Raw genomic sequence first — 20,946 nt, 5'->3', positions numbered from 1 at the left:
TGTTGAATTTTAGGGATGAGTTGTTTAAGGAAGGTTCAAAGGTTTAAATAGGAGATTCAAAGGGACAAAGGTTTTTTTTTAAGTTTCTAAGTTTTTTAGGTTCTGAGAACTTAGTTTCTCAGAATCTTTTCCTCACAATATTGGTGAAACCTTTGTCCCTTTGAACCTTCTCAGCACAATACTAGGAAAACCTTTGAACCTCTTTCTATAAATTCTTCAACTGATTTTCATTTTTATTTTGACTAATAGTCCAAAAGAAGCCAATAAAGAAAAAACGATCTGCAGTAGGTGTAACGGCTTGTCTATTGTATGTTCCAGTCGCATCTGGATTTTTTGCATAATCATAACCAAATACATTTTGAGTACCTAAAACATTCGAAACAGAGAAGTATAAAATCTTTTGAGTAGTCAATAAATAAGCCCAGCTAAGACTCAAACTATTATATGATTTTGTTTTTCCGTTCATAAATTTTGTTTCATTTGGATTATTGTATGGTCTTCCAGTACTAAAACTATTTGTTAAACTAATTTGAGATTTCCAATCTGTAACAAAATATTTGGTCACAACAGATAACGTTTGGTCAGCAACAAAATCTGGAGTAGCACTAGTTGGAAAATTTTTATAATCTCTTTTGGTGTCAATGTAAGAGTAGGAAATCCAGTATTCTAGATTTTTATATAATTTGCTATCTCTCCAAAAGATATCCAATCCTTTAGCATAACCAGTACCATCATTACTAAAAACAGAGTTGTATTGAATGGTTTGTGTGTCGTATTTTACAAGATTGCTGTAATCCTTGTAATAAGCTTCGGCTCTAAAAGTACGCCCTGTTTTATTGTACTGAAAGTTTAAAATATAGTGAGCTGCTTTTTCACTTTCAAACTGATGGTATTTAGAGTACTTGATATAATCTACAACAGGAGTTTGTGTAAAGTCTCCATAAGCAATTGAGAACTGGCTGTTTTTTGCTATTTTGTATCCCAATGAAATTCTTGGTGCTAATGCTGTTTCATCGAGTAAACTGTTATTAGAGGCTCTAAGTCCAACTTTTGCAGCTAGTTTACTAGAAAAAGAAACTTCGGTTTCTGCATAAATAGCAGCAATATTCGAGTCGTACCCATTAGTAATTGTAGGTGGTAAATTATCCTGAAAATCTTCGCTGTATTTAGTAATAAAATAATCGGCACCAAATGATAGTTTTACTCGGTTTGAAAGACTCTTTCTTAGTTTTAATTTAAGGTGAGCTGCGTTTTCATCATCATTGATGTGAGCTAGATCAATGTCTTTTTTATTGTTGCTATATCCATAACTTAATCCTGAAGTAATTTGCCAGTTACTGCCAAATGTTCCATTATAAACCGTGTTTAAGTAAAAATTATTATTAACTAAATTCACTCGAATAGGATTTTCAAAATTTATGTTTTTCTGGTTAAGGTCAATTTTAGAAGTATCAAAAGCGGTATATAATTTAAAAATTCCGTTTTTAAAATGATAGCGATAGACACTCTCTCCAGATAGCGATTGATACGGTCTATTCCAATCTACATCTTGCTTTACTGCAGCTTGATAAGGTGCTAGATTAATGTAATTTACATTTACGCTCAAAGAACTTTTTTTCCATTTCTGGGTATTTCCAACTCCTAATCCTACAGTCATCATGGCGATGTCTGTTTTATTTTGATCAGGTTCGTCCTGAGTATTCAATAACAATACACTAGATAGCGCTTCTCCATATTCTGCGGAATAACCTCCTGTAGAAAAAGCAATCCCACTAAATAGGAAAGGAGAGAAACGACCACGGGTTGGTAAATTTTGTACTGATGCTCCATAAGGTTGAGAAACTCTAACGCCATCAACAAATGTTTGTGTTTCACTTGCTTCTCCACCACGAACAAATAAGCGACCATCTTCGCCTACACTTTGAGTTCCTGGCAAGGTTTGTAAAGCAGCAATAATATTTCCAGCAGATCCAGCAGTGGTAACAATATCCAGAGGTTTTAAAACAGAAACTCTAGCTTTATCTCCAGATTCCATTGTTCCTGCAGTGATAATAACAGCGTCTAATGAATTTACGTTTTCTTTTAGCTTTATGGTTTGATTTTTATAATTGGCAACATCTATTGATGTGGTTGAAGTTTCGTAAATTAAAAAACTTACTATTAATATTTGATTTCCTTTAGTTTCAGTAGTAAAAGAGAATTCTCCGTTTTCTGCACTCGTAGCTCCATCATAAGTGCCATCTATATAGATGTTAGCACCTGTAATTGGTTTTCCTTTTGCATCTACTACTTTTCCAGAAAGAGTATTTTGAGCAAATAGTATCGAGCTTATTAGTAAAAATGCTATTGTAAAAAGCGATTGGTTTTTTGATAATAGTTCATTTTTATTTAATTTTTGAAACTTGGTTTTCATTTTTTTTTGATTTTGATAAAGCAAATGTATTTTACCAGTTTTAGTTAAAAAATTTTAAATAACCCAATTGTGGAAATTCAAGGATGAGTTGTAAATTACTTATTTGTATATTCGCTTATGTGTTTTAAAATGATTTATTATGTCAGAAAACAGAAGAATTTCGAATCTATATCAGTCCATTTATAATGGCGATCCGTGGCTAGAAGTCACTTTGGTAGATACTTTAAAAAATGTGCGTGCAGAGCAGGCTTACAGAAAAATAAATCCTAATTTAAATACGATTTGGGAAATTGTCAATCATCTTATACAATGGAGGAGAAACATTTTAAGACGTGTTCAGGGAGAAACTGTCATCACTCCTGATCATAATTATTTTGTGCCAATTTTGGATTCTTCTGAGGCGGCTTGGGAGCAATCACTTCAAAGTCTGGAAAAATCACAAGAATTTTGGAATTCATTTTTAGAAGATTTTGATGACTCTGATTTAGATAAAATATATCCAAGTAACGGACATACCTATTATGAGCACATTCATGGAATTATCCAACACGATGTGTATCATTTGGGGCAAATAGTTATTCTTAAAAAGTTACTTTAAGATTTAAGAAATATTTTATATAAAAAAATAATAAGAAAAAAATATAGTACTATTAATGAAAACTGAAAAGGAAAAAATGATTGCAGGAGATTACTATTTAGCGGGAGATCCGATTTTAGTAAAAGAACGCAGAAAAGCTAAAAATTTATTACATCGTTTGAATGTAACCGAATACTGTTTGACTAAAAAAGCTAAGCTGATTTTAGAAGAATTAATTCCAAATGTAGGTGAGGGGTTTTATATAGAGCCACCCTTTCATTGTGATTATGGATATAATATTTCTTGTGGTGACAATGTGTATTTTAATGTAAACTGCGTTGTTCTAGATTGCGCTCCAGTTCATATTGGATCAAATGTGTTTTTCGCACCTAATGTTCAAATTTATACGGCTACGCATCCGCTTAACGCCGAATTAAGAAAAATACTCGAAAATGCGTTACCAATTTCTATAGGAGATGATTGCTGGATTGGAGGAAACTCAGTAATATGTCCAGGAGTGACTATTGGAAAAGGTTGTGTAATAGGAGCAGGATCTGTTGTGACAAAAGATATTCCAGATAATTCCCTGGCAGTTGGGAATCCAGCTAAAGTGATTAGAAAATTAAATCTTAAATCTGAAGAATAGAAAATCAATTAATTATCAATACTATATACAATTATATTGCCTTATTATGAAAACTGAAAGAGAAAAAATGATCGCAGGAGAATACTACATTGCAGGCCATCCTGACCTGAGAAAAGACAGAACAAATGCAAAAAAACTATTACATCGCTTAAATATTACTGAGTATCGTGTTACCAAAAAAGCAAGAAAAATAATTGCTGAATTAATTCCTAATACTGGCGAAAATTTTTACATAGAACCGCCTTTTTTTTGTGACTATGGCTATAATATTAATTGTGGAGATAACGTTTATTTTAATGTAAATTGTGTTATTTTAGATTGTGCTCCTATAAATATTGGTTCAAATGTGATGTTGGCTCCAAATGTTCAAATTTATACAGCCACCCATCCGCTTGATGCTGAAACAAGAAAAACACTGCACTTTGCAGAAGGAGTTACAATTGGGGATGATTGCTGGATTGGAGGAAACTCGGTAATTTGCCCTGGAGTAACCATTGGAAATGGATGTGTTATTGGTGCTGGGTCGGTTGTTACAAAAGACATTCCTGATAATTCACTTGCAGTTGGAAATCCGGCAAAAGTTATCCGAAAATTAAATCAAGAATCAGAAAATAATAACTAATGCTTTCACTAAATAAAGTTCATCATATTGCCATCATTTGTAGTGATTATGACAAGTCCAAATTGTTTTATACAGAGATTCTAGGTTTAACTATAATCAGAGAAGTTTATCGCGAAGAACGTCAGTCGTATAAGCTTGATTTAGCTTTAAACGGAAATTATGTTATTGAACTATTTTCGTTTCCAAATCCACCAGCACGGACTTCGAGACCAGAAGCAACAGGCTTACGGCATTTGGCTTTTGAAGTTTCGAATTTAGATGAGACTGTATCATTTTTAATATCAAAAAATATCGATTGTGAAGCAATTCGAGTGGATGAGTTTACAGATAAACGATTTACTTTTATAGCAGATCCAGATGATTTACCAATAGAGTTTTACGAAAGGTAATTTTCTTACGTTACTGTTAAAAAAAAGCAATATTGCTATAATTTAAAACGATTATGGTTCTATTTCTTTAAATTTGCAAACCACTTATTAAAAGTGAGTTTAAACTTCAAACTTCTGATGAACAAAACGGCGAAAATCAAAAAGAATCATCAATTTATTAAATTTCGAAAATTAGTTATTGTTTCTATTTTAATTGGTTTTCTCTCTGCATTTTTAGGAATTTCTCTCAAGAAAATAACGGAGTATTACGAAGAAATATTTTTTCATCAAGCTACTGTAAATCCAATTTTTTATGTTGTTTTTCCAGTTTTTGGACTTTCGATAATTTATTTTCTTCGTCAATATTTATTCAAGAAAAAAGAAAACAAAGGGATTAAAGAAGTTTTTGAAAGCACGCAATCTAAGTCTAAAAACTTACCGATTTATAAAATTCCATCGCACTTTATTAATGGTTTATTGACCGTTATTTTTGGAGGATCAACTGGGATTGAAGTTTCTACAGTCGTGGCAACTGCAGCTATTGGTTCGGTAGCGCAACAAAAAGAAAATGTTTTTCGTCAGTACAAAACCGAATTAATTTGTGCAGGAGTTGCAGCAGGAGTTACAGCATTATTTAGTAGTCCGATTGCGGGGATTTTATTTGCAATCGAAGTAATTTCAAGAAAAGTAACGAGAGCTTTTTTAATCTCCAATTTAATTGCAGTTTCGATAGCTTTTGGGTTAATAACAGTTTTAAATGAAGGACCATTATTTGCTGTAACAATCACAACTTGGCATTTAAAAGCGATTCCATATTTTATCCTTTTAGGTATTTTGGCAGGAATCAATTCGGTTTATTTAACCCGTTGTGTCTTATTTTTTAAAGGACAGTTCTCTAAAATAGAAACACATTATTATAAAATCATTTTAGGCTCAATTGTATTGAGTGTTTCTTTATTTGTATTTCCACAGCTTTATGGAGAAGGCTATCACGCCATAAATGGAATTTTTAGAAATTCGGCAATTCCGTTAACACTTACATTGACATTAACGTTTATTAGTATTCTGATCTTAAAACCTATTGTTACTTCTATAACTTTAGCTTCTGGTGGCGATGGTGGTGTTTTTGCACCGAGCCTTTTTATAGGAGCCTTTTTAGGATTGCTTTTAGCATCTGTTTTAAATACATTTTTTAACGCACAGGTTATTCCTTTAAATTTTATGGTAATTGGTATGGCTGCTGTTTTAAGTGCTAGTATTCATGCACCATTTACTGCAATCTTCTTAGTTTGCGGACTAACGAATGATTACACATTATTTTTACCAATCTTAGTTGTTTGCTTGATCTCTAAGTACACAGCAAAAATGATTTATCCGCATACTGTTTATACATTTTTACCAAGCATATCAAAATAAATAATTTATGGGTGTTGACAAAATAAAAAGAAGCTACCGCAAAACAAGATACATACTTTACAAAGAAACTTTAATTAATTCTAAGGAGATATTCTGGTCATTTGTAGGCTCATTTGTTGGTATCGGATTAATTGCTTTTGTGCAAACACAACATTTTACAGGTTCAGATTTAGTGTATTTAATCGGATCATTTGGAGCTTCGAGTGTTTTGGTTTATGGAGAAGTTAGAAGCCCGTTTTCGCAACCACGTAACCTTGTTGGCGGTCATGTTATTTCAGCATTTATAGGAGTAACAGTACAGCAATTAGCACCAGACATTATCTGGATTACAGCGCCTTTGGCCGTATCGCTTTCTATTGTTTGTATGCAAATAACCAAAACATTACATCCACCAGGAGGGGCAACCGCACTTATAGCAGTGACTGGCTCTAGCCAGATGAAAGACATGGGATATTGGTATGTTTTCTCACCAGTATTAACAGGAGTTATAATATTACTTGTTGTGGCCCTAATCTTTAATAACCTTACTTCCTATCGTAAATATCCAAGCCACAATAAATACCATAATACGTATCATAAATTCAGAAAAAGATTAAGCAAGAAAATATCTCCAAATAATTAAAAAATAGATGGACGTTGATAACTATTTAGTACTAAATAGTAACAGCAAAATATAACTTCCGTAATTTTGTGAAGCTATGAAATTACGAAGCTTAGATAACGACGATACAACTTTAGAATTTTACATTCCTGATTATTCATCAAAATTAGAAATCCCTTTTTTTGATGTGGGAATTAGTGCTGGATTTCCATCTCCAGCTGATGATTTTATTGAGTTAACAATAGATCTCAATAAAGAATTTATTAAAAACAAAGACACTACTTTTTTTGCCAAAGTAAAAGGGCATTCTATGAAAGATGTCGGAATCAATGATGGTGATTTATTGATTATAGATAAAAGTCTAGAACCTCAAAATAATAAAATTGCAGTTTGTCAAGTTGATGGAAAATTTACTGTAAAACGTATTAAAATTGAAAAAGATACGGTTTGGCTTATTGCCGAAAATGAAGATTATGAACCGATAAAGGTAACCTCAGAAAATGAACTTTTAATTTGGGGAATCGTAATTCATTCGATAAAATCGTTTTAATTTTTCTTAGAATGACAAGTTTATGGATTACAATCTTTGTCAAAATTAAAAACTTTGACAAAGATATATTAGTAAAAATTCGTAGTTAAGAAAAATACATAATCTAGGAATTGTAGAGACGCTCTGCAGTATGTCTAAACACAAACAGAGGTTCTGCAAAAAAAAAATAATCTCATATAATATAAAATGTTCGCTTTAGTTGATTGTAATAATTTTTATGCCTCTTGCCAAAGGGTATTCGAACCACATTTGATAGGAAAACCAGTAGTTATCCTTTCTAATAATGATGGTTGTGTTATTGCGCGTTCTGATGAAGCTAAATTAGCAGGAGTTCCGATGGGAGCACCCGCATTTAAATTTGAAGCACTTTTCAAAGAGAAGAATATTTATGTGTATTCATCTAATTATGCATTGTATGGAGACATGAGTAATCGGGTAATGAATTTGCTTAGAACTTATACTCCCGATATCGAATTATATAGCATCGATGAAGCTTTTTTAAAATTTACTGGTTTTGAATTGTTCGATTTTAATGAGATGGGAATCAGTATTCGAAAAAAAGTTACAAAAGGCACTGGGATTCCTGTAAGTATAGGCTTTGCACCAACAAAAGCTTTGGCTAAAGTAGCTAATAAAATTGCAAGAAAATTTGCCGAAAGAACTCAGAATGTTTACATAATCGATACTGAAGAAAAAAGAATCAAAGCATTAAAGTGGACAAAAATAGAAGATGTTTGGGGAATAGGTAGAAAGCACGCAAAACGCTTGAAACAAAAAAACATCTTAACAGCATATCAATTCACACAATTATCTGATGCTTGGGTACGTAAAGAAATGGCAGTGGTAGGACTTCGCCTAAAACATGATTTAGAGGGGAAACCAACACTTGATTTAGAAGGGCCTCGAAACAAAAAAATGATTGCAACCACGCGTTCGTTCGAAACTAAATATGCCACTTACGACGAAATTTCAGAACGAGTAAGCACTTTTACAGCTTCGTGTGCTGAGAAATTGAGACGCCAGAACTGTCATTGCAATATGGTAACCGTTTTTATACAGACGAATTATTTGGCAAACGATCAATCGCAATATTCCCGTAGTATTACTATAAATACAGATTTCCCAACGAATTCAACAATCGAGTTGAATCAAGCAGCTCAAAAGGGATTAAAGGAGATTTATAAAACAGGATATTCATATAAAAGAGCAGGAGTTGTTGTTATGGGCTTAACGCCAAATGATGAAACCCAACTTAATTTATTTAATACATCCAATCCAAAACATCAGCCATTGATGAGTGTTATCGATAAAATGAATTTGAGTTTTGGAGATAACAAAGTTAAATTTGGAGTACAATCATTAGGGCGACAATGGAAAATGAAACAAGATAGATTATCTCCAAAATTTTCAACAAAACTCAAAGACGTTATCACAATTGAAGTGTGATTTTTGTTAGTATAAATTGGGTTTATCTTTGATTGTCTAGAAAAAGGGAACGTGGATGACGCAGATTCGCTATCGCGAAAACGCTGATAAATACGGATTTTCTTAAATGAATCAATCAAAATATAACCATAATATTGTCTTTCTGAGGAACAGCTCGACAATCTAGAGCTACTTTGTTTTAGTTTCTTGCGAAGATTGCTTCGCCAGTTCGCTATCGCTCGTGTCTTCGTTCCTCAGAAAGACAAGTTTGTGAGAAAAAAACCGTTTTTATCCGCGTCTTTGCTTTGGTAAATCCGTGTTATCCGCACTCCATTTTCACAGCACTCCATAATTTGATCATTAAAAAAAATATATTGTATCTTTGGTTTTCAAAATTTTAGATGATTTCAAAAACTCACATATTCTTTTTTATTTTCTTGTTTGGTCTCTTTTTGATGCCAATACAAGCAGAAGCGTGTGGTATGAAATCTGAAAAAAAGAAACATACAACTGAAAAATCGCAGACAAAGTCAACTGATGGATGTTGTGGTTCTCAATCCAATAAAAAAGGAAAAGAAGGTTGTGGTGATAAATGCAGCCATTCTAATTGCCGTTGTGTTACGGTTATTTCGGTACTTAGTTCTGAAAAACAAGAGGAAATTACATTGAATTGTTTTAATTTTTCTAATAAAAAACAATTTTTCGATGCTCATGAAGATGCTTTATCTTCAGGTTTTTATACGATTTGGTCCCCACCAAAAATAAGCTAAAAGTTTTCTGTGACAGCCATAAGTGCGTCTACTAGAAAACGTTAACTTTAGGTGTTCAAAAAAAAACAATATTAAATAACGTACAAGAGTTTGCGAACTCTTGTTATATAAATCATAGAAAAATGAAATCAATAAAAACTTTATTGGTAGCGGTCGTTGCATTGCTATCATTCACTGCGTGTGATGCAAAAATAAAAAATGCAAAAACTGAAACAGTAAAAATATTTGGTAACTGCGAGATGTGTAAAAAAGTAATTGAAAAGGCAGGGAACTTAAAAAATATTGCCGAAGTAGATTGGAATGAAAATACTAAAATGGCAACGCTTACCTACGATGCAACCAAAACAAATAAAGAGGAGATTTTAAAGCGTGTTGCGTTAGCAGGGTATGACAGCAATGAATTTTTAGCACCAAATGATGTTTATGCAAAACTTCCTGAATGCTGTCAATATGAGCGAAATACTAAAAAAATGGCAATGGTTCCTCCTGCAAAGAAAATGAATCATGATATGCATTCAAACCACAATATGACTTCTTCAGATGTTGATTTAAAAGAGAAAGCTTTAAACCCAGTTTTTGAGGCTTATTTTGGAATCAAAGATGCATTGGTAAAAACAGATGGAGCTACAGCTTCGGCGAAAGCTAAAACATTAGTTACAGCTATAAATGGAGTAAAAATGGAAAGTTTACCAATGGAAGTACATATGGTTTGGATGAAAGTTTTAAAAAGTTTAAAAGAAGATGCCGAACATATTGCTGATACAAAAGATACAACGCATCAAAGAGATCATTTTGGAACATTATCTAAAAACGTATATGCTTTATTAAAAGTTTCAAAAGAAGAAACACCAACCTATTATCAGTTTTGCCCAATGGCAAATAATGGTAAAGGTGCCAATTGGTTGAGTAAAGAAAGTGCTATTAAGAATCCATATTATGGTTCGAAAATGCTGAGCTGTGGAAGTACTGTAGAAACTATCAAATAATGAAGTTATACATTAAAAACATGGTTTGTAGCCGCTGTAAAATGGTTGTGAAGTCGGAGTTGGAAAAACTCGGGCTTCATCCAGTTACAGTAGAATTAGGAGAAGTAGAAATACAAGAAACAGAAATAGATTCTTTAAAAGAGAATTTGGTAGAAGTCTTGCATTCTTTAGGATTTGAACTTATTGGTGATAAAAAAAATAAAATTATCGAGAAAACTAAAGTCTTGATTATCGATTTGGTACATCATAGGAATAATGATCTTACTACCAATTTATCTCATTATTTATCAAATGAATTGCAACACGACTATAACTCGTTAAGCAATCTTTTTACAGAAGTAGAAGGGACAACTATTGAAAAATATTTTATTTCTCAAAAAATAGAAAAGGTAAAAGAGTTGCTTATATACAATGAGCAAAGCTTAAGCGAAATTGCTTTTCAGCTTCAATATAGTAGTGTGGCACATTTGAGTAATCAATTCAAAAAAGTGACTGGATTTTCTCCAAGTTATTATAAACAGTTAAAGAATAAAAAACGCAAACAAATAGAGGATTTGTAAATCTTATAAATCATTACCAAAATTGTACAAGCTTATAAAAGCAATATTTTAGAAATTTGTTAAAATAAAATTCATAAAAAAATAAAGCAATGACTCATACTTATACAATTACAGGAATGACTTGCGATGGATGCCGGACTAAAGTAGAAAAAACATTAAATGCAATCGAAGGAATCGAGGCAAATGTTACTTTGAATCCTCCATTAGCAACGATTACGATGGAAAAGCATATTCCGACGGAAGAACTGCAAGAAGCATTAACTGCGGTTGGAAAGTACACCATTGAAATGAATATGAATCATGGACATGAAAAACCTGAAACGAAATCATGTTGTAGTGCTGACGGACATGATCATAAGCATGATCATAAAAAAGTAGCGATACCGCATAATCATGCTGGAGGTAAGTATTATTGTCCAATGCATTGTGAAGGTGATAAAATGTATGATAAGGCAGGAAATTGCCCAGTATGTGGGATGGATTTAGTACAAGAACCTGCAGCTGTTCAGATTCAGCAATATACATGCTCAATGCATCCGGAAGTCGTAACAAATGGACCTGGTGCGTGTCCAATCTGTGGAATGGATTTAGTACCAATGGAGCCAACCGACACCGAAGAGAATAAGGTATATAAAGAGTTATTGCAAAAAATGAAAATTGCAATACTCTTTACTGTTCCTATCTTTTTTATTGCGATGATTGAGATGATGCACGACAATCCGTTGTTAAAAATAATGGATGTTGGAAAATGGAATTGGGTACAGTTAATTTTTTCGCTTCCAGTGATATTTTACGCAGGTTGGATGTTTTTTGTTCGCGGATGGAAATCAATCGTAACTTGGAATTTAAATATGTTTACCCTTATCGCGATTGGTACGGGAATGGCATTTTTATTTAGTATTGTAGGAATGTTTTTTCCAGAGGTTTTTCCAGAAGAATTTAAATCAGGGCACGGAACAATTCATCTTTATTTTGAAGCAGCAACGGTAATTATTACGCTAGTTTTATTAGGGCAATTGTTAGAAGCAAGAGCGCATAGTCAGACTAGTGGAGCGATAAAAGAATTATTGAAATTGGCACCAACAGAAGCAACTCTTGTAATAGATGGAGTTGATAAAGTAATTGCGATTCACGATATTAAAAAAGGAGATTTATTACGAGTAAAACCGGGAGATAAAATTCCTGTAGATGGAAAAATCACAGATGGTGAAAGCACAATAGACGAATCGATGATTACTGGAGAGCCTATTCCTGTAGATAAAAAGATAGGAGATGCGGTATCTTCAGGAACTATCAACGGAAATAAATCATTTGTTATGATTGCTGAGAAAGTAGGTTCAGAAACTTTGCTTTCTCAAATTATACAAATGGTTAATAATGCAAGTCGCTCTAGAGCACCAATTCAAAAATTAGCCGACAGTATTGCTAAATATTTTGTACCAATTGTAGTTGTTATTTCTATACTTACCTTTTTCATTTGGGCAAAATTTGGTCCAGAACCAGCTATGGTTTACGGATTTATTAATGCGATTGCTGTATTGATAATTGCTTGCCCTTGTGCATTAGGTTTAGCTACACCAATGTCTGTAATGGTTGGAGTTGGAAAAGGGGCTCAATCAGGAATTCTGATAAAAAATGCTGAAGCTTTAGAGAACATGAATAAAGTAAATGTTCTAATTACTGATAAAACGGGAACAATTACGGAGGGAAAACCTTCAGTAGAAAAGATTGTTGCGCTACAATATTCAGAGGATGAACTACTACAATACATTGCATCTTTAAATCAATATAGCGAGCATCCTTTGGCAGAAGCCGTAGTAAAATTTGCTAAGACTAAAAATGTTTCTTTGACGAAAGTCGATGATTTTGAAAACGTCGCAGGAAAAGGAGTTATTGGAACTGCTATTGGTAAAAAGGTTGCGTTAGGGAATAAAAAATTAATGGAACAGGTAGGAGCAATTGTTTCTGGCGCTATCGAAGAGAAAATTATTACCGAACAAAAATTAGGAAAAACAGTTTCGTACATCGCAGTAGATAAAAATGTAGTGGGATTTGTAACGATAACTGATGCAATAAAAACGACGAGTGCAGCAGCTATAAAAGAATTAATGCGCCAAGGAGTTGAAGTAATCATGCTTACAGGAGATAATGTAAATACAGCTAAAGCAGTAGCCGACGAGTTGCATTTAACTTCTTTTCAAGCAGGTTGTTTGCCAGAAGACAAATTAAAAGTAATCGAGAAATTACAAGCTGAAGGAAAAATTGTAGCTATGGCGGGAGATGGTATAAATGATGCACCGGCTTTGGCACAATCGGATATTGGGATTGCGATGGGAACAGGAACAGATGTAGCGATAGAGAGTGCCAAGATTACTTTGGTAAAAGGAGATTTGCAAGGAATTGTAAAAGCAAAAAACCTGAGCCACGCAGTAATGAGCAATATCAAACAAAACCTATTCTTTGCTTTTATTTATAATGTGTTAGGTGTACCCGTTGCTGCGGGAGTTTTATATCCGTTCTTCGGAATATTGCTTTCTCCTATGATTGCAGCTTTGGCAATGAGTTTTAGTTCGGTATCAGTTATTGTGAATGCATTGCGATTAAGAAGTTTAAAACTTTAAAAGCTAAAAGATGAAAATTTATTCAACACTTATATTATTGCTATTCGCGATAAGTACAACAGCACAAAAAATCGTAAGGTATGATTTATATGTAAAAGATACGCTGGTAAATTTTACAGGAAAATCCAAAAGAGCAATTGCTGTTAATGGGCAAATTCCGATGCCAACGCTCACTTTTACCGAAGGAGATATTGCCGAAATACATGTGCATAATCAGTTAAAAGAAAGTACATCCTTGCATTGGCACGGTATATTTTTACCAAATCAGGAAGATGGTGTTCCTTTCCTGACACAAATGCCAATAAAACCAGGGGAAACATATGTGTATAAATTTCCAGTTATTCAAAACGGAACACATTGGTACCATAGCCATAGCGGAATGCAAGAGCAAATTGGAATGTATGGTTCATTGATAATGAAGAAAAAAACAGATGATCCTGATTTTAGAAAAGGGATTGATGATTTGCCTACAATTCCTGTTATGCTAAGTGAATGGACAGATTATAATCCAGATAATGTGCATAGAATGTTGCACAATGCTTCAGATTGGTTTGCGATTAAAAAAGGAACAACTCAAAGTTATACCGAAGCTATAAAGGCAGGTCATTTTAAAACCAAAGTCAATAACGAATGGAAACGTATGATGGCAATGGATGTAAGTGATGTCTATTATGATGCATTTTTAATTAACGGAAAAAAAGAAAATGAATTTCCGGGACCATTTAAAGCGGGAGATAAAGTACGATTGCGAATTTCTAATGGAGGAGCTTCGTCTTATTTTTGGCTAACATATGCTGGAGGAAAAATTATGGTTGTTGCCAATGATGGAAATGACGTAGTTCCTGTAGAGGTAGACAGACTGATTATTGGAGTATCTGAAACGTATGATGTTGTGGTAACAATCCCAGCCGATGATACAGCATTTGAGTTTTTGGCTACGCCAGAAGACCGAACAAAATCGACTTCAATTTATCTAGGAAAGGGAATAAAACAATTAACAAGCCCTTTGCCAAAACTCGATTATTTTGAGGGAATGAAAATGATGAACGGCATGATGAACATGGACGGAACTATGAACGAAATGGGAATGGGGATGAGCTTGCAAAAGATGGATATGAATGCTGTAATGTATCCTGAAATTACAGGAAGTGGATCTAAAGAAATGAAACATACATCCAAAGAACCAATGAAAATGAATGATGGAGAAAAAATGGATCATTCAAACCATAATATGGGAACAGGTTCTGAAGCTATTGTAACATTAAATTACAGCATGCTTAAATCGCCAACGGTAACTACATTGCCCAAAGATGCTCCAGTTAGAGAACTACGTTTTGAGCTAACGGGAAACATGAATCGCTATTTGTGGAGTATGGATAATAAAGTCTTATCGGAATCGGATAAGATTTTAATAAAAAAAGGAGAAACATTACGAATCGTATTGTACAATAATTCGATGATGCGTCACCCGATGCATTTACACGGGCATGACTTTAGAGTATTAAACGGACAAGGCGAATATGCTCCATTAAAAAATGTATTGGATATTATGCCAATGGAAACAGATACAATTGAGTTTAGCGCTAATGCTGATGGAGATTGGTTTTTTCATTGTCATATTTTATATCATATGATGGCGGGAATGAATCGTGTTTTTAGTTACGAAAATTCAGCACCAAATCCGTTATTGCCCAACAAAGAATGGGCATATCGAGAATTACAAAAAGAAAGTAATATGAGCCATCTTATGGCCGAGAATGATTTTGCAACCAATGGGAATGATGGTAGAGCAATGGTACAAAATGCACGTTGGAGCTTTGGCACTGAGTGGAGATTAGGGTATAATGATAAGCATGGTTATGAAACTGAAACGCATATAGGGCGATATATTGGCAAGAATCAATGGTTCATGCCATTTATAGGATTTGATTGGCGTTATAGAAAATTTGGACATGATGAGGTCGAAAAAAACGCTTTTGGGCAAAAAAACACAAAAGACAATCGTTCCGTATTAAGTATAGGTGCTGATTATACACTACCTTGGCTAGTAATCGCTCAAGCTGAGGTTTTTACAGATGGTAATGTCAGATTCCAGCTATCTAGAGAAGATATTCCAATTTCGCCAAGAATACGAATGGCTTTTATGGTAAATACAGATAAAGAATATATGGGAGGCTTAAAATATATACTGACCAAAAACTCAGGAATTTCTACGCATTACGATAGCGATATGGGTTGGGGATTTGGATTGACACTTAATTACTGATTCTTGTGAAATGTAAAATGTAATTAATTTGTTTAGAATTTAAATAAAAACGACATTAAGAAATTAAGTTCTCTAAATGTCGTTTTTTACTTTAGTAGCTGTAAATACTATAAATTATACAGGTAACTTTTCTTGCGAATAATTTTTCCGTTTTCAGTCTCTTTAAATTGAGGAACAAAAACAATTTCTTTAGGTTTTTGATATTTATCTAGACTATTAAAAATGGAATCGTCAATAGGTTGTTTTTCACCTTCGATAACCAAAACTAATTTTTCTCCAAGAGCAGTATCAGGAACGCCAGTAACAAAATAGCGAGCATTAATTTTTCCAGAAAGTTTTCCTTCAATTTGCTCTGGAATCAATTTTATACCACCACTGTTAATAACGTTGTCAATTCTTCCTAAAAAGACAAACTGGTGATCATTTACAAGTTCAACGATATCATTGGTTACGATCGTTTCATTAGAAATTGTTGGAGCATTAATAACAAGACAATTTCTGTCGTCTTGAGTTATTTTTACATGAGGTAAAACCGTAAAAGCTTTTTCACCAACTTGTTTAGCTGCGATATGTGTAATAGTTTCGGTCATGCCGTAAGTTTCATACACTTTAGTTTTTAGTTTTGATACACTTTCTATGAGTGTTGCATCCATTGCTGCGCCACCTATAATAAGTTTTTTTACATTTTTAAGTGCAGTTAAAGAGTTTTGAACCTGCAAAGGAACCATTGCTACAAAATCGTATTTAGTATTGTTGTTTGTAAGCGGATGGAGGCTAGGCGCAACAAAATCAACATCTAATCCTAGAATTAAACTTCTTACGATCATCATTTTTCCAGCAATATACTGAGTAGGTAAGCAATGTAACGCTTTGTTTCCAGGATGTAAATCAAAGAAATCTCCCGTAGCAAGAGCCGACTCAATCATGGCTTGCTTTTGTAGCTGAATTACTTTTGGAGCTCCAGTTGTTCCCGAAGTAGTTATCTCGATATAAGATTTATTATCAAACCAATCTAAAATAAATTCTCCAATAGCTCTTTCATAGGCTTGACCTTCTTTGACGAAGCTATAGGCTATTTGTGACAAGTCTTCTCCATTAAAATGGTCTCCATTTAATTTGAAGAAATTGTGGACGTTTTTATATGTTATTTTTGACATTTGAGTTTGGTTATAGTTTAATTGTTTTAGACTTAATTTTTAATTGTGATCTCACCAGTTAGTTTTTCTTTCCAATTTGTCCAGTTGTATTTTTTGCTAAAAATAAATAGCATGATAGGATAAATAACAATTACAGGTAAAATAACATCGACACCAGCAGAAGGTTCGGAAATATCTTTAAAAACAGAATGTGTTTGGAATACCGACCAATCCGAGGTGACCAATAGCGCCCCTACTAAATTATTGGCAGCATGAAAACCAAGGGCAAGTTCTATGCCTTCGTCCATTAAAGTGATGATTCCTAAAAATAGGCCCGTGCCAATGTAATAGATCATAATAATATATCCCATTTTAGAAACTTCGGGATTAAAAATATGCATCACTCCAAATATAACAGAAGTCATTAGGAGTGGAAACCATTTGTTTCTAGCCAAATTTGCAAATCCTTGCATTAAATAACCACGAAAAACATATTCTTCAGTACTCGTTTGAATAGGAATTAAAATAGTTGCGATTACAAATAAAATAGCAAATGGAATAGGTTTGAAATTAATTATAAAATCTTCAGGATTCAGATAATAGAACAAAACGGTAAGTATAGCAGTAAAAATGCCCCAAAGTCCAAATGAAAACACGATACGATTCCAATCGACTTTTTGCCTGGAGGTGGTTACCGATAAAAAAGTTTGATGATGTATATAGCGTACTGCAAAGTAAACTCCTGCCAAAGCAAATACAAATGAAATCAAGATAAGAAATAAGGTTACATTAGATTCAAAAATTGTCATTATTCCAGCTTCGCTAGTCGGATACGGGATTTTATTAACAAGAGTTTCGTATGCTATAGCAAGCGTAAGCGGAATTTGACCAACAAAGGATGCTGTTATTATAAAAACAGAACCTAGTAAATATTTCCAAAATTTATTTTCGTTTTTAACTCCTTGCTCTAGAAACATGTATTTAAATTTAAAATAGTACTTCGATTTATTGCATAAACCTTATTTTTGCTTGCACTAATTTACCTTTTTTTATTCCAAATATCTTTACTTCTTTAAAAAAATAAAAATGATAAAAATATATCACAACCCACGTTGCGGGAAATCAAGAAATTGTCTGGCTTTTATTGAAAACACAAAACAAGACTTTGAGATAATTCCTTACCTTATCGATACGCCTTCATTTGATGCGTTAAAAGAATTGCTTCAAAAATTAAGTTTAAAGCCAATAGAATTAGTTCGAACCAAAGAAAAAATCTGGATAGATAATTTCAAAAATAAAACAATGACTGATGACGAAATTACTCAGGCAATGGTCGATAATCCTATTTTAATCGAAAGACCAATTGTAGTTAAAGACGGTAAAGCTATAATAGGAAGAGATTTAGAATTGGTAAAGCCTTTTTTAGAAACGTTATAAAGAAGCTTATTAACATATTATTATGATTTTTCATTTTAAACCACCAGTTACATTTGCAGTCTAAAAGCCAAATAGAAACTACCCAAAATGAAAAAGAATCAATTAATCATGCTTGTATTATTTTTTACAAGTATTTTCAGTTTTGCCCAACAACCTGGAGCAGAAAGGCTGAAAGTTAAAGTTACCGGTAAAGTTGTCGAAAAAACAACTAACCAACCACTTGAATATGCTACAATTACTTTGGTGAATACCAAAAATCCCAAAGCACTTGCAGGAGGAATTACCAATAATAAAGGAGAATTTAGTGTAGATGCCACCCCAGGCGTTTATGATATTAAAATTGAGTTTATTTCATTTAAGGTAATCGAAATTAAACAAAAGAAAATTACAGAGAATACCAACCTAGGGCAGCTAGCATTATCAGAAGATGCTAATCAACTAAACGAAGTTGTAATTCGTGCTGAGAAATCTACAGTTGAAATTAAGCTAGACAAAAAAGTATATAACGTAGGTCAGGATATGATCGTAAAGGGCGGAACAGTAAGTGATGTTCTTGATAATGTACCGTCAGTTTCTGTTGATACAGAAGGAAATGTAAGTTTAAGAGGAAGTGATAACATTCGAATTTTAATTGATGGAAGACCATCAAATGCGATAAATGTAGCCGAAGCATTACGACAAATTCCAGCCGATGCGATAGATAAAGTTGAGGTGATTACAAATCCATCAGCGCGTTACGATGCTGAAGGAGGCTCAGGATTAATAAATATTGTCCTTAAAAAAGGAAAAAATCAAGGATTTAACGGAACTTTTATTGCTTCAACAGGAATTCCCGAAACCTACGGAGTAAGTGCAAATGCAAATTATAAAACCGAAAAAGTAAATTATTTCACTACAGCTGGTTATAACTACAGAACCAATGAAGGGGGAGGTTTAACTAATTCAGAGTATTTTAACCCTGATGGGACAACTAAAAGTTTTCTAGATGAAACTAGAGATACCGAAAGAATTAGGAAAAATTTCAACGGAAGAGCAGGAGTAGAGTGGATAATTAACCCAACCACTTTTTGGACAAATGCTATAAATTACCAGAAAAATTCAGGAGACGATACAGATTTAATTAATTATAATGAATTTGATGCTAATCGTAATTTTACAAAAGCAACATACCGTTTAAATGATGGTGTTTCGGCTAGTGAAAACGTAGAGTATACATCAAATTTGATAAAGAACTTCAATGATAAAGGGCATAAACTTACTGTAGATGCATCGATTTCAAGAAACACGGATGATAATAATAGTATAATCACAGGAAATCGTGGGTTTAACAACACCTTAAATGATCAGGTTCAAAAACAAGTACAATTACAAGCAGATTATGTACTTCCGATAAGTGAAGGAAGTAGATTTGAGGCTGGATACAAAGGAAGCTTTGGTGATCTAAATAATAAATATTTTGTTTTAGATGAGTTAGGTGACAGAATAAATAGTTTATCAAACACTTTAGAATATAAAGAAAATATAAATGCAATATACACACAATTTGGATCGAAAATTAAAGATACAAAATTTTCATACCTTTTAGGATTGCGTTGGGAAGATACTGATATTCAGGTTAATTTGTTAGATACTAAAGAGTTCAATACAAAGAAATACAATAACTTTTTTCCAAGCGCATTTCTTAGTTATGAAATATCAGATCAAAGTAATTTTACAGCTAGTTACAGCAAACGTTTATCAAGACCAAGAGGGCGTTTTATGAACCCAGCTTCAAATTTCTCAAGTAATATTAATATTTTTCAAGGGAATCCAGATTTAGATCCATCACTAACAGATAAATATGATATCGGATATATCAAACGTTGGGATAAAGTAACATTTAATACTTCAGCTTATTTTGAAGATACAAAAGACGTATTTGCGTTTGTGAGATCTCCAACAGGTAAATTAGAAAATGGAATACCAGTTATTCTAAGCAAACCGATTAACTTAGGAAAAGAACAAAAATTCGGTTTCGAATTTACGCTTAATTACACGCCGTTTAAATGGTGGAGAATAAACAGTAACTTTAATCTTTATAACGTAGAAACTACGGGTGAGCACAGTTATATAGATGCAAACAATGTTGTTGTTACACAAAATCTGGATAACAAAGCAAATTCTTGGTATGCAAGAATCAATTCAAAATTAACTTTACCATATAAAATTGATTGGCAGTTAACAGGAATGTATAACGGAGAACAAAAAACGGCTCAAGGAAAAAACTTGGCTATGTTTGGTATGAATACTGCTTTTAGTAAAGACATTCTTAAAGATAAAGCAACAGTAGCATTTAACATAAGTGATATTTTTAATTCTAGAATAATGAAGTCATATACTTATTTAGAGAATCAAACTTCATATGGAGAAATGCAATTTCGCAAGCGACAATTTAATCTTTCATTTACTTATAGATTCAATAAGCCTAAAAATGAAAGAGAAAAAGGACCTAAAGGAGAGAATAATGATGGCGGAGGAGAATTTCCTGGATAGGCAAATACAGTAGATAAAAA

The 20,946-nt window shown here is 33.1% G+C and carries 18 protein-coding genes; 15 read left to right on the top strand and 3 right to left on the bottom strand.

Annotation, left to right across the window (positions count from 1 at the left end; translation table 11 throughout):
- Positions 1-205 precede the first annotated feature (205 nt).
- Positions 206-2,413, bottom strand: coding sequence for a TonB-dependent receptor (locus tag LPB87_RS12980; protein WP_230728167.1), 2,208 nt, complete (start codon positions 2,411-2,413; stop codon positions 206-208).
- 139 nt (positions 2,414-2,552) lie between these two features.
- On the opposite strand from LPB87_RS12980, the gene LPB87_RS12975 reads away from it, so the two are divergent.
- The 13 genes from LPB87_RS12975 to LPB87_RS12915 all read left to right on the top strand — a co-directional run bounded on the left by LPB87_RS12975 (position 2,553) and on the right by LPB87_RS12915 (position 15,821).
- The gene (locus LPB87_RS12975; protein WP_230728166.1) at positions 2,553-3,011 is read left to right on the top strand and encodes a DinB family protein; all 459 of its coding nucleotides are present in this window, start codon (positions 2,553-2,555) and stop codon (positions 3,009-3,011) included.
- Between the two features lie 55 nt (positions 3,012-3,066).
- Positions 3,067-3,636 carry a sugar O-acetyltransferase gene (locus LPB87_RS12970; RefSeq protein WP_230728165.1) on the top strand — a complete coding sequence of 190 codons (570 nt, stop codon included), beginning with the start codon at positions 3,067-3,069 and terminating at the stop codon, positions 3,634-3,636.
- 46 nt (positions 3,637-3,682) lie between these two features.
- A complete protein-coding gene (locus LPB87_RS12965) occupies positions 3,683-4,258 on the top strand; it encodes a sugar O-acetyltransferase (RefSeq protein ID WP_230728164.1) in 576 nt (191 codons plus the stop codon).
- Positions 4,258-4,647 carry a VOC family protein gene (locus LPB87_RS12960; RefSeq protein WP_230728163.1) on the top strand — a complete coding sequence of 130 codons (390 nt, stop codon included), beginning with the start codon at positions 4,258-4,260 and terminating at the stop codon, positions 4,645-4,647. Before LPB87_RS12965 ends, LPB87_RS12960 begins: the two co-directional genes overlap by 1 nt.
- 117 nt (positions 4,648-4,764) lie before the next feature.
- Complete coding sequence (locus LPB87_RS12955) at positions 4,765-6,042, top strand: chloride channel protein (RefSeq protein WP_129539395.1); 1,278 nt, start codon at positions 4,765-4,767, stop codon at positions 6,040-6,042.
- A 7-nt stretch (positions 6,043-6,049) separates the two neighbouring features.
- Complete coding sequence (locus tag LPB87_RS12950; RefSeq protein WP_129539394.1) at positions 6,050-6,664, top strand: HPP family protein; 615 nt, start codon at positions 6,050-6,052, stop codon at positions 6,662-6,664.
- Between the two features lie 76 nt (positions 6,665-6,740).
- Entirely contained in the window at positions 6,741-7,193 is a 453-nt protein-coding gene (umuD, locus tag LPB87_RS12945) for a translesion error-prone DNA polymerase V autoproteolytic subunit (RefSeq protein WP_230728162.1), read from the top strand.
- A 186-nt stretch (positions 7,194-7,379) separates the two neighbouring features.
- Entirely contained in the window at positions 7,380-8,639 is a 1,260-nt protein-coding gene (locus LPB87_RS12940; RefSeq protein ID WP_230728161.1) for a Y-family DNA polymerase, read from the top strand.
- A gap of 380 nt (positions 8,640-9,019) precedes the next feature.
- The gene (locus tag LPB87_RS12935; protein WP_230728160.1) at positions 9,020-9,388 is read left to right on the top strand and encodes a hypothetical protein; all 369 of its coding nucleotides are present in this window, start codon (positions 9,020-9,022) and stop codon (positions 9,386-9,388) included.
- Positions 9,389-9,510: 122 nt separating this feature from the next.
- Positions 9,511-10,374 (top strand): DUF3347 domain-containing protein, encoded by an 864-nt coding sequence (locus tag LPB87_RS12930; RefSeq protein ID WP_230728159.1) that lies wholly within the window; start codon positions 9,511-9,513, stop codon positions 10,372-10,374.
- A complete protein-coding gene (locus tag LPB87_RS12925; RefSeq protein ID WP_129539390.1) occupies positions 10,374-10,934 on the top strand; it encodes a helix-turn-helix domain-containing protein in 561 nt (186 codons plus the stop codon). Before LPB87_RS12930 ends, LPB87_RS12925 begins: the two co-directional genes overlap by 1 nt.
- A gap of 89 nt (positions 10,935-11,023) precedes the next feature.
- Complete coding sequence (locus LPB87_RS12920) at positions 11,024-13,555, top strand: heavy metal translocating P-type ATPase (RefSeq protein ID WP_230728158.1); 2,532 nt, start codon at positions 11,024-11,026, stop codon at positions 13,553-13,555.
- Between the two features lie 10 nt (positions 13,556-13,565).
- Complete coding sequence (locus LPB87_RS12915; RefSeq protein WP_230728157.1) at positions 13,566-15,821, top strand: multicopper oxidase domain-containing protein; 2,256 nt, start codon at positions 13,566-13,568, stop codon at positions 15,819-15,821.
- Positions 15,822-15,928: 107 nt separating this feature from the next.
- Here the strand turns inward: LPB87_RS12915 and LPB87_RS12910 are convergent, their stop codons facing one another.
- Entirely contained in the window at positions 15,929-16,978 is a 1,050-nt protein-coding gene (locus tag LPB87_RS12910) for an AMP-binding protein (protein ID WP_230728156.1), read from the bottom strand.
- A 32-nt stretch (positions 16,979-17,010) separates the two neighbouring features.
- Positions 17,011-17,934 (bottom strand): CPBP family intramembrane glutamic endopeptidase, encoded by a 924-nt coding sequence (locus LPB87_RS12905; RefSeq protein ID WP_230728155.1) that lies wholly within the window; start codon positions 17,932-17,934, stop codon positions 17,011-17,013.
- Positions 17,935-18,043: 109 nt separating this feature from the next.
- Between LPB87_RS12905 and arsC the strand changes: the two genes are divergently transcribed.
- Together arsC and LPB87_RS12895 are read left to right on the top strand one after the other, a co-directional pair.
- Positions 18,044-18,394 (top strand): arsenate reductase (glutaredoxin), encoded by a 351-nt coding sequence (gene arsC, locus LPB87_RS12900; protein ID WP_230728154.1) that lies wholly within the window; start codon positions 18,044-18,046, stop codon positions 18,392-18,394.
- A gap of 87 nt (positions 18,395-18,481) precedes the next feature.
- A complete protein-coding gene (locus tag LPB87_RS12895) occupies positions 18,482-20,926 on the top strand; it encodes an outer membrane beta-barrel family protein (protein WP_230728153.1) in 2,445 nt (814 codons plus the stop codon).
- Positions 20,927-20,946: the final 20 nt, after the last annotated feature.

Origin of the sequence: Flavobacterium sp. EDS (assembly GCF_020991525.1) — a bacterium.
In the GTDB taxonomy this organism is placed as follows: Bacteria; Bacteroidota; Bacteroidia; order Flavobacteriales; family Flavobacteriaceae; genus Flavobacterium.
This window is presented reverse-complemented; position numbering and strand designations above follow the sequence as displayed.

Bases quoted from the DNA above. Each gene is read 5' to 3' on its own strand.
- LPB87_RS12980 (WP_230728167.1), bottom strand. From the start codon at position 2,413: ATGAAAACCAAGTTTCAAAAATTAAATAAAAATGAACTATTATCAAAA.
- LPB87_RS12975 (WP_230728166.1), top strand. From the start codon at position 2,553: ATGTCAGAAAACAGAAGAATTTCGAATCTATATCAGTCCATTTATAAT.
- LPB87_RS12970 (WP_230728165.1), top strand. From the start codon at position 3,067: ATGAAAACTGAAAAGGAAAAAATGATTGCAGGAGATTACTATTTAGCG.
- LPB87_RS12965 (WP_230728164.1), top strand. From the start codon at position 3,683: ATGAAAACTGAAAGAGAAAAAATGATCGCAGGAGAATACTACATTGCA.
- LPB87_RS12960 (WP_230728163.1), top strand. From the start codon at position 4,258: ATGCTTTCACTAAATAAAGTTCATCATATTGCCATCATTTGTAGTGAT.
- LPB87_RS12955 (WP_129539395.1), top strand. From the start codon at position 4,765: ATGAACAAAACGGCGAAAATCAAAAAGAATCATCAATTTATTAAATTT.
- LPB87_RS12950 (WP_129539394.1), top strand. From the start codon at position 6,050: ATGGGTGTTGACAAAATAAAAAGAAGCTACCGCAAAACAAGATACATA.
- umuD (WP_230728162.1), top strand. From the start codon at position 6,741: ATGAAATTACGAAGCTTAGATAACGACGATACAACTTTAGAATTTTAC.
- LPB87_RS12940 (WP_230728161.1), top strand. From the start codon at position 7,380: ATGTTCGCTTTAGTTGATTGTAATAATTTTTATGCCTCTTGCCAAAGG.
- LPB87_RS12935 (WP_230728160.1), top strand. From the start codon at position 9,020: ATGATTTCAAAAACTCACATATTCTTTTTTATTTTCTTGTTTGGTCTC.
- LPB87_RS12930 (WP_230728159.1), top strand. From the start codon at position 9,511: ATGAAATCAATAAAAACTTTATTGGTAGCGGTCGTTGCATTGCTATCA.
- LPB87_RS12925 (WP_129539390.1), top strand. From the start codon at position 10,374: ATGAAGTTATACATTAAAAACATGGTTTGTAGCCGCTGTAAAATGGTT.
- LPB87_RS12920 (WP_230728158.1), top strand. From the start codon at position 11,024: ATGACTCATACTTATACAATTACAGGAATGACTTGCGATGGATGCCGG.
- LPB87_RS12915 (WP_230728157.1), top strand. From the start codon at position 13,566: ATGAAAATTTATTCAACACTTATATTATTGCTATTCGCGATAAGTACA.
- LPB87_RS12910 (WP_230728156.1), bottom strand. From the start codon at position 16,978: ATGTCAAAAATAACATATAAAAACGTCCACAATTTCTTCAAATTAAAT.
- LPB87_RS12905 (WP_230728155.1), bottom strand. From the start codon at position 17,934: ATGTTTCTAGAGCAAGGAGTTAAAAACGAAAATAAATTTTGGAAATAT.
- arsC (WP_230728154.1), top strand. From the start codon at position 18,044: ATGATAAAAATATATCACAACCCACGTTGCGGGAAATCAAGAAATTGT.
- LPB87_RS12895 (WP_230728153.1), top strand. From the start codon at position 18,482: ATGAAAAAGAATCAATTAATCATGCTTGTATTATTTTTTACAAGTATT.